Origin of the sequence: Solwaraspora sp. WMMD406, assembly GCF_029626025.1 — a bacterium.
In the GTDB taxonomy this organism is placed as follows: domain Bacteria; phylum Actinomycetota; class Actinomycetes; order Mycobacteriales; family Micromonosporaceae; genus Micromonospora_E.
On the sequence record NZ_JARUBF010000001.1, the window covers coordinates 7,068,447 to 7,082,455 of the forward strand.

The following is a 14,009-nucleotide window of genomic DNA, read 5'->3' on the forward strand; positions in this document are numbered from 1 at the left end:
GACAGCGCGGACACCGACACACCGACCCGCGCGGCGACCACCCGCACCAACACAACCGGCACGGGCCCTACCACACCCAGCCAGGAGGGAGCACCAACGTGACCACCCCACCGCACCCCGACACCACGAGTGCGCCCCTCGGCGAACCCCACCCCCGTCGCCGACGCCATCCTCGCCGCCCACACCCCCGACGACACCCACATGTGCGCGCAATGCCAATACGAAGGACGACTCGTCCCACACCCCTGCGCCCACCGCCGATGGGCCGACGCCGTCAACCGCACCACACCCACCCGCGACACCCTCATCGTCCTCGGACTCCTCCACACCCCCGACCAGCCACCGCACGGGTAGGCCCACCGCACCCCACCAACCCGCCCCGACAAATCCCGTTGACACCCCCTGGCGCCCATGGCACGGCGGCCGCCGCAGGCCCGACCCGACCCGCCAGCCAGGGCCACCACCAGAAAGACCCGCCATGGCCGAGCAATACCTCCTGATCAGCGCCGCCACCGCCACCCCGACACACGTGCTCGACATCCTCCGGCCGCTCCTCGACGCCATCCCCGTCGAGATCGGACTCGCCAACCAACGCCGCCGCCTCACCGTGCACGCCTGGCACGTCGACCACCCCGACGACCTCGAAACCGCCAACACCCACCACATCCCCGACGCCCACGTCATGGCGGTCATCCGCTACAGCCCCACCACCAGCAGCTGCCCACCCGACGACCCCCACGGCGACAACATGCGACGCGACATCATCACCGCCGCCCTCACACTCATCCACACCACCACCGCCGACGCCGTCCTCACCGCCGACGACACCGTCGTACTCCGCAACCGACAACCAGACGGCATCACCCTCAACACCACCTGGCCCGGCTGGACCGACATCCCCACCCTCACACCAATCTCCACCCAGCACCCCCGAGTCGCGGAACGCCGCTGACCCGCCACGACAACCCCATCCCCGCCATCCCCACCAGATAGGACCCCGGAGACGTGATCAGATCGTCGCGCACCTCAACCCGAGCGCCCTTGGCGGCATCCCACCCCGGATCAGACCAGTGCCACCGCCCACGCACGCAGCTCATCACTCCCGCAGGTCCGGGCGGGACCACCCCGCTCAGCAGCCACAACGGAAGCCCGCCCATGACCATCTCTGCCGCCGCCGTCGGCATCATCGCAATCGCCATCGCCATACTCCACACCGGAAACAGCGTGACCTGGGCATACACCAAATACCGCGCCAGGCGGCTACTCACCACCGGACTCCTCATCCTCATCGCCGTCGCCATCCTGTGCCACCACACCGGCGACGGACCCGAATGAACAGACCTACACCGACACGACAACCCACCGCTCTCGATCGCACCACCGACCAGCCCTGGGCGATCGCAACACCACACAACTCCCCAGACGCCCGCCCGAACCACCACACCCAACCTGGGAGCACCGGCCTCAGCACCGGACTTGCGGTAGCTCCCCCATCCACCCGCTGGATACTCCACACCCACCCTGCCCCAGGAACGCGACAGCCGCCGGCAACCCGCCCGATATGCTTCGTCCGGGCGGGCGGCGCGGCACCATCTCCATGTCGATCTCCCGCAAGAGTCGACCGCGCCGCCTGCACACCTCTAGGAACGCCAGACGTTCGCTGACGCGCTGGTGTCGAGTCGCACCGGATGTCAACGGTCTCCCCCGGTGTGCGGGGACGACTCGTGGACCAGCTGCCCCCGGTCACGGCAGGCCGGAAGACCCCCGCGCGGGCGGGGACGACTGCGCCATGACCTGCATGCCGGCGTTGTAGCCCGGAAGACCCCCGCGCGGGCGGGGACGACGGCTACGGGCAGCGTCAGGCGGAGCAAGAAGTGGGAAGACCCCCGCGCGGGCGGGGACGACCGACCGGCCACCAATCGAAACGATCCTTGAGCAGGAAGACCCCCGCGCGGGCGGGGACGACGTGAGGGTTCGAAGCTGCACCCGGGCCGGGCGCGGAAGACCCCGCGCGGGCGGGGACGACCCCGGCCACCGCCACCCTTGCAGCTCGGTGGAGGGAAGACCCCCGCGCGGGCGGGGACGACGCGTGCCGAATGCCGTCGAACGCCAGGTAGTGCGGAAGACCCCCGCGCGGGCGGGGACGACCCGGTGGGCTGGACATACCACGTGTCGACCCGGGGAAGACCCCCGCGCGGGCGGGGACGACGCCGATGGTGAGGGCTTGTTGAAGGGCTTGGGCGGAAGACCCCCGCGCGGGCGGGGACGACGGCGGCAAAAGCACGGCTGACCTGGTCTTTCAGGGAAGACCCCCGCGCGGGCGGGGACGACCTCCGCAACGGCCTCGTCGGCCGGGCCGCGGGCGGAAGACCCCCGCGCGGGCGGGGACGACGAGCAGGCGACGGTGCGCGGCGGGCACCGCGAAGGAAGACCCCCCGCGCGGGCGGGGACGACTCCTGGTTGCGGCGGCGGCGCTGGTCGCTGCGCGGAAGACCCCCGCGCGGGCGGGGACGACCCCGCACCCGCCACGACCAGCGGTTATGGGCTCGGAAGACCCCCGCGCGGGCGGGGACGACCAGGCGGTCAGGTCGTCGGCCATGTGCTGGCTGGGAAGACCCCCGCGCGGGCGGGGACGACCGACCTCGGGGTTCGGGACCGCTACGCTGTTCGGGAAGACCCCCGCGCGGGCGGGGACGACGACGGCGAAGCCCAGCGGCCCGGAGCTGACCAGGGAAGACCCCCGCGCGGGCGGGGACGACGTGGCGCAGTTCGTCGCGGATGTTCGGCACCCAGGAAGACCCCCGCGCGGGCGGGGACGACACCCAGCAGATCCCCGTCGCTCGACGCCTCGAAGGAAGACCCCCGCGCGGGCGGGGACGACCGGTACGAGGACGTGGATTTCAGCCTGGACGAGGGAAGACCCCCGCGCGGGCGGGGACGACATCCGTTCGATGGTGGTCAGTGTGACGCTGTCGGGAAGACCCCCGCGCGGGCGGGGACGACCGTTGCCGCAGGTGGGGCAGACCAAAATCGGCAGGAAGACCCCCGCGCGGGCGGGGACGACCCGCAGCGGATCGCCGACGCCGAGGCGAGGGGAGGAAGACCCCCGCGCGGGCGGGGACGACGTCAGCGGCTCCATCGACCTCGAGGACGCCCGGGGAAGACCCCCGGCGCGGGCGGGGACGACTCCGACCGTGGCCTCCAAGCTTGCCGTCCGCTGGGAAGACCCCCGCGCGGGCGGGGACGACTTGCCCGGTGAGAGCGGCGCGAATGGAAGACCCCCGCGCGGGCGGGGACGACCGACCAGACGTAGGCGGCGATCGACCGAGGAGCGGAAGACCCCCGCGCGGGCGGGGGGACAGCGGTCCGAGGACGCGTATCCCGCCAGCAGCCAGGAAGACCCCCGCGCGGGCGGGGACGACGGGCTGAGCGGGTGACTGTCCGGCCCGGACGCGGGAAGACCCCCGCGCGGGCGGGACGACCGGGTGCTGATCAGCGCCGGGCTGGACTGGTCCGGAAGACCCCCGCGCGGGCGGGGACGACCCGGCGCCGGACCGCAGGGCCTGCAACATGGTCGGAAGACCCCCGCGCGGGCGGGGACGACTCCCACCGGGTCGCCACGCCGCCGCGCCAGTAGGGAAGACCCCCGCGCGGGCGGGGACGACCTTGGCTCCACCGCGCTCCACACATGGCGGAAGGGAAGAGCCCCGCGCGGGCGGGGACGACTAAATCCACACCTCGGCGATCGGCGCGCTGGCGGGAAGACCCCCGCGCGGGCGGGGACGACGGCGTCTCGCCGCAGATGCAGCAGGGCGACGAGGGAAGACCCCCGCGCGGGCGGGGACGACTTGACGAGTCGGCGGGCCTGGTCTGCGGGCGGCGGAAGACCCCCGCGCGGGCGGGGACGACGTTCCGCCGGATCGGGTGCCGGTAAGAGCGTTCGGAAGACCCCGCGCGGGCGGGGACGACACCGCCTCGGCGTAGCCGGGCGCGCCGGCGTACGGAAGACCCCCGCGCGGGCGGGGACGACCCCGAGGGCATGGCCCCGACCGGCAAGAGGACGGGAAGACCCCCGCGCGGGCGGGGACGACTAGGTGCGCCTGGTGAGTTTCCGGACGCTGGCGGGAAGACCCCCGCGCGGGCGGGGACGACGTGCGAGGGTGTACGGCGCGGTCCGTGAACGCCGGAAGACCCCCGCGCGGGCGGGGACGACTCCCTCGAGGCGCGGACGAGCAGCATGGCGGCGGGAAGACCCCCGCGCGGGCGGGGACGACCCGTCCATGATGGCAATCGGCCAGGGTGGACAGGGAAGACCCCCGCGCGGGCGGGGACGACGGTGTACAGCCACCTGCGGCCGTTGATGTGGCCGGAAGACCCCCGCGCGGGCGGGGACGACCCCGCCCCGGTCGGCAGCACCACCGCCGGGCGCGGAAGACCCCCGCGCGGGCGGGGACGACGGCGTCGGCGTAGGCAGGGGGTGGCCAGGCGCCGGAAGACCCCCGCGCGGGCGGGGACGACCGGACCTGTCCGGCGCTGACCGCGTCGAGCAGCGGAAGACCCCCGCGCGGGCGGGGACGACCCGACGCACGCCGAGTGGTCACCCGTGACGTGCGGAAGACCCCCGCGCGGGCGGGGACGACGAGCCAGTCGGCGGTGATGGCGGCGTTGGTGACGGAAGACCCCCGCGCGGGCGGGGACGACGTGGCGGGTACGGCGGCGATCAGGTCGCCGATGGGAAGACCCCCGCGCGGGCGGGGACGACTGCCGGGTGTCTCCGGCGAACGTGAGGGTGACGGGAAGACCCCCGCGCGGGCGGGGACGACCGATCGGGGTCGTACTGGCCCTTGATCTCAGGCGGAAGACCCCCGCGCGGGCGGGGACGACGACCGGGTCCTGGCCGACATCGACGCCGCCTCAGGAAGACCCCCGCGCGGGCGGGGACGACCCGAGCGCCACCGACGACGCAGCCGCGGCGACGGGAAGACCCCCGCGCGGGCGGGGACGACCGTGCCCCGGATTGGCGCGAGCACCCCGGTCGCGGAAGACCCCCGCGCGGGCGGGGACGACGTCCCGGCTGACCTTGCCCAGCGAAACACCCCAGGAAGACCCCCGCGCGGGCGGGGACGACGACCTGGCCCTCGGGCGCGACGTCGCCCCACTGGGAAGACCCCCGCGCGGGCGGGGACGACGCTGGCGGCGATGAGATGAAGCCCAGTGTCGTCGGAAGACCCCCGCGCGGGCGGGGACGACCTCAACCAGCTCGGCACCGAACAGCTGCAGCAGGGAAGACCCCCGCGCGGGCGGGGACGACCGCGAGCGAGATCGTCCGCCTGCACTGGGGCGGGGAAGACCCCCGCGCGGGCGGGGACGACTACTCCACCCGGTACAGCAGCTGCGGGTTCATGGGAAGACCCCCGCGCGGGCGGGGACGACCGGGCGGCGATCGAGCGCATGGGCTGGGCCGAGGGAAGACCCCCGCGCGGGCGGGGACGACGACCCGCGGTTCTTCGAACTTCCGGGTCGGATGCGGAAGACCCCCGCGCGGGCGGGGACGACTGGGTGGTGGCGTCCGGCCGCTGCAACCACGCCGGAAGACCCCCGCGCGGGCGGGGACGACCCGCTGGTGGATCGGTTGCTGGCCAGTCCGGTGGGAAGACCCCCGCGCGGGCGGGGACGACGGGCGCGGCCGACGCGTCAAGTTCCGCGATGAGGGAAGACCCCCGCGCGGGCGGGGACGACGTCGAGCTGTGGGAGGACGACGCCGGGAACCTGGGAAGACCCCCGCGCGGGCGGGGACGACCGCAACGGTTCCAAGATCATCATCTGTTCCTGGGGAAGACCCCCGCGCGGGCGGGGACGACTTCAGCAGCTCGTTGATGGTTTTCGCGTTGACCGGAAGACCCCCGCGCGGGCGGGGACGACGTTGCTGCCCCGGTGTTGGGGGCATTCGGTGGTGGAAGACCCCCGCGCGGGCGGGGACGACGGCCAGCCCTCATCCGGTGGCGTGCCGGTGCCGGGAAGACCCCCGCGCGGGCGGGGACGACACCACGTGGGTTGGGAGGGGCACACCTCGGAGCGGAAGACCCCCGCGCGGGCGGGGACGACCGTCGAAGGCTGGCCGTACACGACGATCGAGCGGGAAGACCCCCGCGCGGGCGGGGACGACTCGGTGACCGCAAGGCCCGGGTTCACACGGTCAGGAAGACCCCCGCGCGGGCGGGGACGACTCTCCCGCCTCCGGGGTGTCCGACGGATCCACCGGAAGACCCCCGCGCGGGCGGGGACGACGTCGCCATGAGCGTGGCCGACACCCTCAATGACGGAAGACCCCCGCGCGGGCGGGGACGACGGCGAGACTGCCGCTGAGGTTGAGCTACCGGAGGGAAGACCCCCGCGCGGGCGGGGACGACCTGTAGAGCCCCGACTGGCGGGCGTCCATCCTGGGAAGACCCCCGCGCGGGCGGGGACGACGATTGTCATCGCTCACGATTTCACCTCCTACTGGGAAGACCCCCGCGCGGGCGGGGACGACCACCACCCCGCACCTGCCCCAGCCATCGCCGGGGGAAGACCCCCGCGCGGGCGGGGACGACGACCCGCCGGAGGTGTCGAACTGCCGGATCCGGGGAAGACCCCCGCGCGGGCGGGGACGACGACCCGGTCGGTGACCCCGACCGGTCGATCGAGGGAAGACCCCCGCGCGGGCGGGGACGACAGGCACACAGCCCGGTTGGCCTTGGCCGTCCGGGGAAGACCCCCGCGCGGGCGGGGACGACAGCACGACCTGGCGGCCGCGTTCGATCTCCGCGGGAAGACCCCCGCGCGGGCGGGGACGACTCATGGTCGACCTGAGAGGCATCCCCCGCGAGGGGAAGACCCCCGCGCGGGCGGGGACGACACCGGCCCGCACCGGCCGTCGCACATCAGGAGGGGAAGACCCCCGCGCGGGCGGGGACGACGTCAGGCCGTCCGCCGTGCACGTCTTCGTCTCGGGAAGACCCCCGCGCGGGCGGGGACGACAGCCGTGAGCGCCGATGCTGTTCTTGTCGACCGGGAAGACCCCCGCGCGGGCGGGGACGACCCCGGGAGTCGTCGATCACCATGGCCCGCGTCGGGAAGACCCCCGCGCGGGCGGGGACGACCGGTTCGTAGGTGGCGATCGCCTCGGCGTTGGGGGAAGACCCCCGCGCGGGCGGGGACGACACTTGTTGACCTGGGCTTTTAGGAGGCTGTCTGGCTGTTTTGATTCGGTTGGAAGTTGTTCCTGGTCGCTGTGGGTCGGAGTTGGCGGATGTTCAGATGCTGCTCGCTCACGTAGGGGACGTTGGTCTGCGGTTTCGGGCTGTGAGGATGAGTCCGTCGAGGTCGACTGGGTGCCAGCGGTCTCGTCCGGCGGTTCGGATGGCCCATCCTTGTTCGTTTTGGGCGGGTTCAGCCATGATGGCTTGGCCGTCGCCGACGCGGTCGGTTAGGAGGTTCCAGAGGCGGTCGCGGACGCGGGCGCTGGGGTTACCGACGAAGACTCCTGCGGTGACTTCGATCATCCAGCGGGTGAGGTGGCCGCGTAGTCCTTCGGCGGTGGCGATGAGGACGATGACGGTCAAAAGTCCACCTTGATGTCGTCGGTGGGTGGTCCGGTGACGGCGATGAAGTCGTGTTCGGTGAGGCTGTCGGCGTAGTCGGTGGCCCAGTTGATGCCGCCGGGTACGGAGCCGAGTTGGTCGTCCCAGAGTTCGTGGGGGTCGTCGTCGGTGAGTTGGTGGCCGTCTTCGAGGAAGAGGGTCTTGATGTCGTGGACGATCCGGGTCATGAGTTTGCCGTCTCTGACTCGGTCTCGGAAGGCGGTGCGGGCGTCTCGTTCGGTGGTGAGGTGTTTGGCGGCGAGGTCGAAGGCGATGGGGATGGTGTAGTCGGCTTTGTAGAGGTCTGCGATGTCGAGCACGAAGGAGGTGGCGCCGCCGGTGTGGATGAATCCGAGGGCGGGGCTGGCGCCGAGACCGACGATGGCCGCGTGGCAGATGCCGTATAGGCAGCTGTGCGCGGCGGAGAGGAGTCGGTTGACGTCGTCGCCGGCGTCGAAGGGTTGGCCGGGTTTGTAGATTCGTCCGTCCCAGGTGACGCCGGTGCGGGTGGAGTGTTCGCGGTAGAGTTTTTTGATGCGGGCGCCTTCGCGTCCGCGGAGTTGTTGCATGGTGGCGGTGCTGACGTCTTCGCCGGGGAACCGCATGGCGTACATGCGGCGGGCGACGGAGAGTCGTTCCTTGGTGCGGGTGACGAGGTAGGCCTGTCTGAGGAGGAGTTCGCCGCTGCGGCTGGGGCCGAGTCCGTTGGCGTAGAAGCGGACGCCGTACTCGCCGACCCAGCAGATCGCGGTGCCGGAGTCGGCGAGGAGGCGTACGGCGGCGTTGGTGATGCGGGTGCCGGGGCCGAGGAGCAGGGTGGCGACCATGGCGGCGGGGACGCGGATGGTGCGTTCGCGGTTGACCAGGACGACGGCGTTGTCGTCGCGGTCGACGTGGCATCGGTCGACGTAGACGGAGGACAGCCGGTCGCTGACGCGGTGCAGGTCCTGCGGGTTCGCGAGCCACCACATGTCAGGCTCCCCGGTGGATGGGGTGTGGTGGTGCGAGGGTGATCAGGCCGAGTCCGTAGGCCTTGCCGGGGCCGACGCCGTCGAGCAGGCTGCGGCGGGCCGTCGGTGGGTCGATGATCTCGATGAGGCCTTCGAAGGTGCCGGTTTCCAGGGTGACGTGGCGGGTGTGTTCGTCGTCGCGTTTTTTGAAGCTGAGTCGTTGTCGGGCGACGAGGTTGGCGGTGGGGCCGTGGTCGCCGGTGAGTGGGCGGAAGCCCCACCGTTCGAGGCGGTCGTGGAGCCAGGTGAGTTGGTGGCCGGCGGTGCGGTGGGGCATCCGGAGGCCTCGTGGTTTCTTGTCGTCTTTGAGGTCGGCGGCGAGCCTGTCCTGTTGTGTCTGGGATGGCTTCACGGGTTTTTTGGTGGAGCCGACGGTGTTGGCGTGGAGCCGGAAGGCGAACTGTCGGCCGAGGGTGATCTGGTCGAGTAGCGGCTGGTAGGCCTTCACCGTGGCTTGTGGGTCGTCGGAGGCCGGCCAGCCGGCTTGTTCGATGAGGTGTTCCCACGACGGTCGGGATGCGGTGAGCACGAGCAGGCCGAGGCGGTGGCGGTCGGCGGTTTCCAGGCGCCACAGGACCCGTTCGGTGACGGGTTGTCGGCTGAGTCCGCCGAGGATCGCGGCGTGCAGCGCCTGGCGGTTGCGCACGAAGCTCTGGGTTCGGGTCCGGAGGGGGTTGAGCCAGATCCGGGACAGGTAGGTCATAGGTCACCGCCCAGTAGCGCGAACGGGTCGTGGTCGTGGTTGTTGTCGGTGTCGGCCGGTGGCGGGGTGTGATCGTCGGGGGTGAGGTCGACCCAGTCCTGGCGGACGCGGCGGGAGGTGAAGGCGCGGTGGTGGGGGTCGAAGCTGGTGGGGACGTCGTCGCGGACGTCGTCGCCGTGCGGGTCGTCGAGGGTCACGGGCAGGATGGTGCGGGACGCGCGGTGGCGGAGCCTGACTTTCCACGCGTCACCGGCCGCCCAGGGCACCCGGGTGAGGACGTCGAGCAGGCTGGTGCCGGGCCACAGCGCGTACGGGTCGTCCGGTGACGGCCGCAGTATCAGTGGCTGGGTGGGTGGGCACGCGCGGCGGCCCAGGCAGAGCGGGAACTCGGGGCTGCGCAGCGCGTCGCGTAGGTTTTCCAGCACGTCGCGGGGGCCGCTGACGGCGGCGACGAAGACAGCGTCCTGCAGGTAGTAGCGGTGGGTGACGTGGGTCCACTTCTGCGGCGACGTGGTTTTCTGGACGCCTTTGGCGTTGACTGCTGCCGACGGCAGCGGCCGGCCGCGCAGGTCGCTGACGGTGTGGTAGTCCCGCAGGGTCGAGCCGGGCTGGTCGACGCGGATGCCGAACGACAGACGCAGCAGGTCCTCGATGGGGTCCTGACGCCGTCTGCCCTGAGCGGCGGCGATCAGGCCGATGATGCCGCTCTTGGTCGGCTCAGGTCGGGTGTCTCGGCGGTTGAACTGGCTGTGGCCGCCCCAGGACTGCAGGGGTCCGGCGAGTCTGAGGACCAGGCACCAGCCGGAGAAGTCGGACGGTTCGCTCATCGCGGCGTCGTCTCCGACAGCCGGGCGCGGACGTCGGCGTCGACGGCGGTGACGACCTCGTCGAGGGTGCGGGGCTGCCCGAACGCCTCGTGCAGGGTTTGTGTGTTGTCGGGGTTGTCGTAGGCGGTGGCGATCAGCGACGGGGTGCAGCCCCACCGGTTGCTGACGGTGGTGAGTTCGGTGGCGAGTCTGGAGACGGACTCCGCGACGAGTCCGTCTCGCCGGGACACGGGCTTTTCGAAGGCGGAGACGAGGTTCACCGGCTGGTCGTGGCGGACCGTGACGCAGAGCAGGCTGGGTGAGGTCCGGTGGGCGAAGGTGTTCTGGTGCCCGGTCGGCATCGACTTGGCGAACGCCCGGATGAACACGTTCAACGCGTCGGCGGCGGCGTCGGCGTCTCCGCCGAGGTTGCCGCGCAGGGTGTGCAGGCCGACGGTGGCGTACCGGTAGAGGGTCGCGGAGGTGAACTCGACCGTGCCGATCATCGACGCGCCGGCGTCTTCCCGCTCCGGGTCCGGTGCGTCGTCGACGGCGGTGTAGTAGTCGAACTCGATCTCCGCGGCGTGGGTCGACAGCGCGTGGGCGACCTGCGCGGCGGCGTCGACGTTGAGCGTGGACAGGTCTGCGACCATCCGGCCGAACAGCGCGACGTCGATCGGGTGCCCGACCGTGAGGGTTTCCCGCACGGGCAGGTCCGCCACCGCCTTGGGTAGCGCGTCGGCGGCGATCCCGGCTAGTTCCTCGGCCTGTCCGGCGACCAGGTCGACGATCGCGTCGAGTTGCGCGAGCCCGAAGAACAGCAGGTACGCCGTTTCCCCGGCGTTCTTCCCGTCGGTGACCTTCAGGTCCTGCAGCAGGGCGGTCGACAGCCGTCCGGCGGCGTCGGCGTCGATACCGGTACGGGTGGCGAGACGGTCGGCCAACAGGCTGGAGATCCGCTTGGTGCGTACGCCGAGCTGGTCCGCCGGAATCGCGAGTTCCTCTCGGAACGCGAGGCGCGTCGCGCGCTTCCAGGCCTGTGACGACACGCGGGCCCGGCGGGCGCCGCCGTAGACGGCCTGCTTCGGGCTGCCGGCGTCATCGCGGTTGAGGCACGACGGCGGAACGGTCTGGATGACGTGCACGTCGACGAACAGCTTGTTGCTCACAGTGACTCCTGAACAGTGATAGCGGTGGGGTTGAGATGCGGTTGGCGTGGAAGCGGGCGGGATCCGGGTTTCCCGGCGGAGGAGCCCTTCACGGTGTTGTCGTCGGATGCGCTGGTCTTCTTCGGCGCGGTGAAGTACTGGCGGCCCCAGACGCGGCGCACCGACGCGACCCGTGTCGGGTCCTGCCAGGCGATCAGGTCCTGGTACAGGCGGGTGTAGTCCACCGGCTGGTCGATGCCACGCAGCTGGGTGACCAGGCCACGCAGATGCAGGCAGACTTCACCGAAGCTGGTGGCCGTGGCCGCAGCCGTGAACCGACGGTCGATGGCCTCCTCGCTGTACTTGCCGCTGGACCTCAACGCCCGCATCGCGGCGCCGAGACCGATCCCGGCCACGTGCATCGGCCGGTGCTTCGACTGCTGGTGGATCCCGTACAGGGTCAACGCGGCGTGCTCGGCCTTTAGCCACGGCAACCGGCGACCGTCATGCTGCAAGGTCGTGTAGAACCGCCACATCTCGGGGACGTCCCCGGCGTCGCGGCCCGCGCCGCGCCTCAACGCGGCAAGGTCACTACCCGCCACCTCGGTCGGCTTTCCGTCGCCGTCGACCTGCCGTTCCCAGAAATGCCGGGTCTTGGATTCGCTGTCGGCCACGTCAGGCAGCTCCTGTCATCGTCGGTTCACGCTCAAGGTTGAGGATCTTGCGGACGCTGCCGCGGAACCACGCTTCCGCGGCGCTGGCGTTGACCGGTCCACCGTCGCGGCGGGCGCCGTCCGACGCCTTGTCCTTACGGGCGCGCCCACGGAAAGCCGTCGGCGGCACCGACGCCAGCGCCGGCTCCGCCGCGTCGAACGCCAGCCGCAGCGCGTCGGTGCGCCACCGCAGATGGACGCGGTCGACATCCTCCGGGTCGCGCTGCAGGTCTTGGAGGATGCGGGACACCAGCGGCGTGAACTGGATGATGAGAGCGTCGCCGATGCGTTGTCCCTTGTCCCACGGCAGCTTGTCGGCACCCACCGCCTGACGCAGGTCGTCCCCGAGCCGGTTACCGGCGTTACGCAACGCCTCCGCCTCGGCCACGACATCCATCAACAGTTTGCGGGCCGGCCCCTCGGGATCCAGCGCGGCCACCGGCAACGCGATCCGGTCAGCGATGACGTCCTCGATGACCGCCGACTGATTGCCGTACTCAACACCGACGGTGACGACCTGCACCGGCATGTTCCGCGCCACGACCCGCCGCGCCCGCAACACGTTCAGCTGCCGAAGCAGCTCACTGCTGGTCACCGACGCCCCCGCGTCGAGGCGGGTCGCCAGCAACGGCTCCATGCCCCGCCACGCCGCCCGACCGGACACGTGCCGGATCGGCCGGTTCGGCGGCTCACCCGCCTTGGGCTTGTCCACCCGCCGCCACGCCGTGTGCGGCTCGTACTCGGGCAGCCTGTCGATCCGGTCCCCTGCCGTGATCACGACCCGACGGACCACCGTCACCCCGTCGACGGCCTCCGGGATCAGCCGGATCCGGCGGGACTGCCACGTCAGCAGGTCAAGGATTCCCTTGACCGGCCGCCGCGCCCACCTCGGACCACCCGGCCACGGATCGTTGACACCGCTGTCGGCCTCCCCGGCCGCCCACTGCGGCCGGTCGCCGTCCTGTGGCTGCGGCAGGATCAACGTGTTCAGCAGGATCGTCTCGAACACGTTCCGCCCGGCGGGCACGACCACCCCGAGACCGCCCACCGGGCCGGTGGGATTACCCGTCGTCTTTCCGCTCTTGACCTGCGGGTCACCCGCCGCCCCTGACTTGATCGCGGCCGTGTCCCAGCACTGCGCCGCCAGCACCGCCCGGGCGGCCTGGGCGCACGCCAACGTCGGCGGGTCCGCCTCCGTCCTGGAGGCGAACAACGGCACGTTGTTTCCCGTCGCCGCGGCGGCGAGCAGCAACGACACGGGTTTCGTCTCATCCTTGCCGGTACGCAACCCCGCCACCTGCGCGAACGGACGCCCCCCGAACAGATCGAACCTGTCACGATGCCCGTCGAGATAGCGATCGAGCACCCCGTCGGGATCCAGACAGCCGGCCTTCCACCGCCGCCCCCACTCCCGATCATCGACCGGGCTGCCACACGCGTGCAGATACACCGGCAGCAGCACCTGCCGCAGCACCGCGACCATCTCCAGAGGATGACCCAGCGCCAACCCGTCCACCTCGTGCCCGCGGGTCAACGCGTACCGCAACGACACATCCCGCGACCGACCCCCGTCAACCACAGGGATCCACTCCTCATCGACAAGATCAAAAGACGCTTCCACAGTCCTCCTCGTGGTAGGCACCCAGTCACTTCTCAATCGCGAACGGGCAGATATTCAGCCACCACCCGTACGACCGCCCCGACAACCACCGCCGTGAGCAGGCGCCACCCGTGCCGCGAGACCGCTCCTTCCGTCGGAGCGGTCAGAGCGGAGGGGATTTCGCCGAACGAACGGATCGCAAGATGACCGACCGGCGTGACACCCGGTGATCGCCAGCACGTGGCCGTCGTGGTCGAGGATCGCGTGGACGTAGCCGACACGATCTCGAACCACTGCGTCGAGAGCTAGGCCCACTTCCTCCGGCGTGCGGCCGGACATCTTGGCCAGCTCCGAGGGCTCCACCAGTTCTGCTCCTGCGCCGAACGCTCCAGCCAGCAACCACAGAA

Annotated in this window: 10 protein-coding genes and 1 CRISPR repeat array; of the genes, 3 read left to right on the top strand and 7 right to left on the bottom strand. The window is 71.5% G+C overall.

Annotated features, from left to right (window positions below; genetic code table 11):
- Positions 1 to 129 precede the first annotated feature (129 nt).
- The 3 genes from O7632_RS31795 (at position 130) to O7632_RS31805 (ending at position 1,335) form a co-directional block, all read left to right on the top strand.
- Entirely contained in the window at positions 130 to 354 is a 225-nt protein-coding gene (locus tag O7632_RS31795) for a hypothetical protein (protein ID WP_278119719.1), read from the top strand.
- Between the two features lie 124 nt (positions 355 to 478).
- On the top strand, positions 479 to 952 hold the full coding sequence (locus O7632_RS31800) for a hypothetical protein (protein WP_278119720.1): 474 nt from the start codon (positions 479 to 481) through the stop codon (positions 950 to 952).
- Between the two features lie 203 nt (positions 953 to 1,155).
- Positions 1,156 to 1,335: a hypothetical protein gene (locus O7632_RS31805; RefSeq protein ID WP_278119722.1), complete on the top strand. Its 180-nt coding sequence runs from the start codon at positions 1,156 to 1,158 to the stop codon at positions 1,333 to 1,335.
- Between the two features lie 359 nt (positions 1,336 to 1,694).
- A CRISPR array of direct repeats spans positions 1,695 to 7,203; the repeat unit is 28 nt; unit sequence GGAAGACCCCCGCGCGGGCGGGGACGAC.
- Between the two features lie 107 nt (positions 7,204 to 7,310).
- Here the strand turns inward: O7632_RS31805 and cas2e are convergent.
- From cas2e to casA, 7 genes are read right to left on the bottom strand one after another with little or no spacing between them, the layout of a single operon-like run.
- Complete coding sequence (cas2e, locus tag O7632_RS31810; protein WP_278119723.1) at positions 7,311 to 7,604, bottom strand: type I-E CRISPR-associated endoribonuclease Cas2e; 294 nt, start codon at positions 7,602 to 7,604, stop codon at positions 7,311 to 7,313.
- Positions 7,601 to 8,593, bottom strand: a complete 993-nt coding sequence (cas1e, locus tag O7632_RS31815; RefSeq protein ID WP_278119725.1) for a type I-E CRISPR-associated endonuclease Cas1e — start codon at positions 8,591 to 8,593, stop codon at positions 7,601 to 7,603. Before cas1e ends, cas2e begins: the two co-directional genes overlap by 4 nt.
- A gap of 1 nt (position 8,594) precedes the next feature.
- Entirely contained in the window at positions 8,595 to 9,335 is a 741-nt protein-coding gene (locus tag O7632_RS31820; RefSeq protein ID WP_278119726.1) for a type I-E CRISPR-associated protein Cas6/Cse3/CasE, read from the bottom strand.
- Positions 9,332 to 10,162 (bottom strand): type I-E CRISPR-associated protein Cas5/CasD, encoded by an 831-nt coding sequence (gene cas5e / locus O7632_RS31825; RefSeq protein ID WP_278119727.1) that lies wholly within the window; start codon positions 10,160 to 10,162, stop codon positions 9,332 to 9,334. Before cas5e ends, O7632_RS31820 begins: the two co-directional genes overlap by 4 nt.
- On the bottom strand, positions 10,159 to 11,310 hold the full coding sequence (gene cas7e / locus O7632_RS31830) for a type I-E CRISPR-associated protein Cas7/Cse4/CasC (protein ID WP_278119729.1): 1,152 nt from the start codon (positions 11,308 to 11,310) through the stop codon (positions 10,159 to 10,161). Before cas7e ends, cas5e begins: the two co-directional genes overlap by 4 nt.
- Positions 11,307 to 11,963 (bottom strand): type I-E CRISPR-associated protein Cse2/CasB, encoded by a 657-nt coding sequence (casB, locus tag O7632_RS31835; protein ID WP_278119730.1) that lies wholly within the window; start codon positions 11,961 to 11,963, stop codon positions 11,307 to 11,309. The genes cas7e and casB overlap by 4 nt, the downstream gene beginning before the upstream one ends.
- A gap of 1 nt (position 11,964) precedes the next feature.
- Positions 11,965 to 13,623 carry a type I-E CRISPR-associated protein Cse1/CasA gene (casA, locus tag O7632_RS31840; protein WP_278119732.1) on the bottom strand — a complete coding sequence of 553 codons (1,659 nt, stop codon included), beginning with the start codon at positions 13,621 to 13,623 and terminating at the stop codon, positions 11,965 to 11,967.
- Positions 13,624 to 14,009 lie beyond the last annotated feature (386 nt).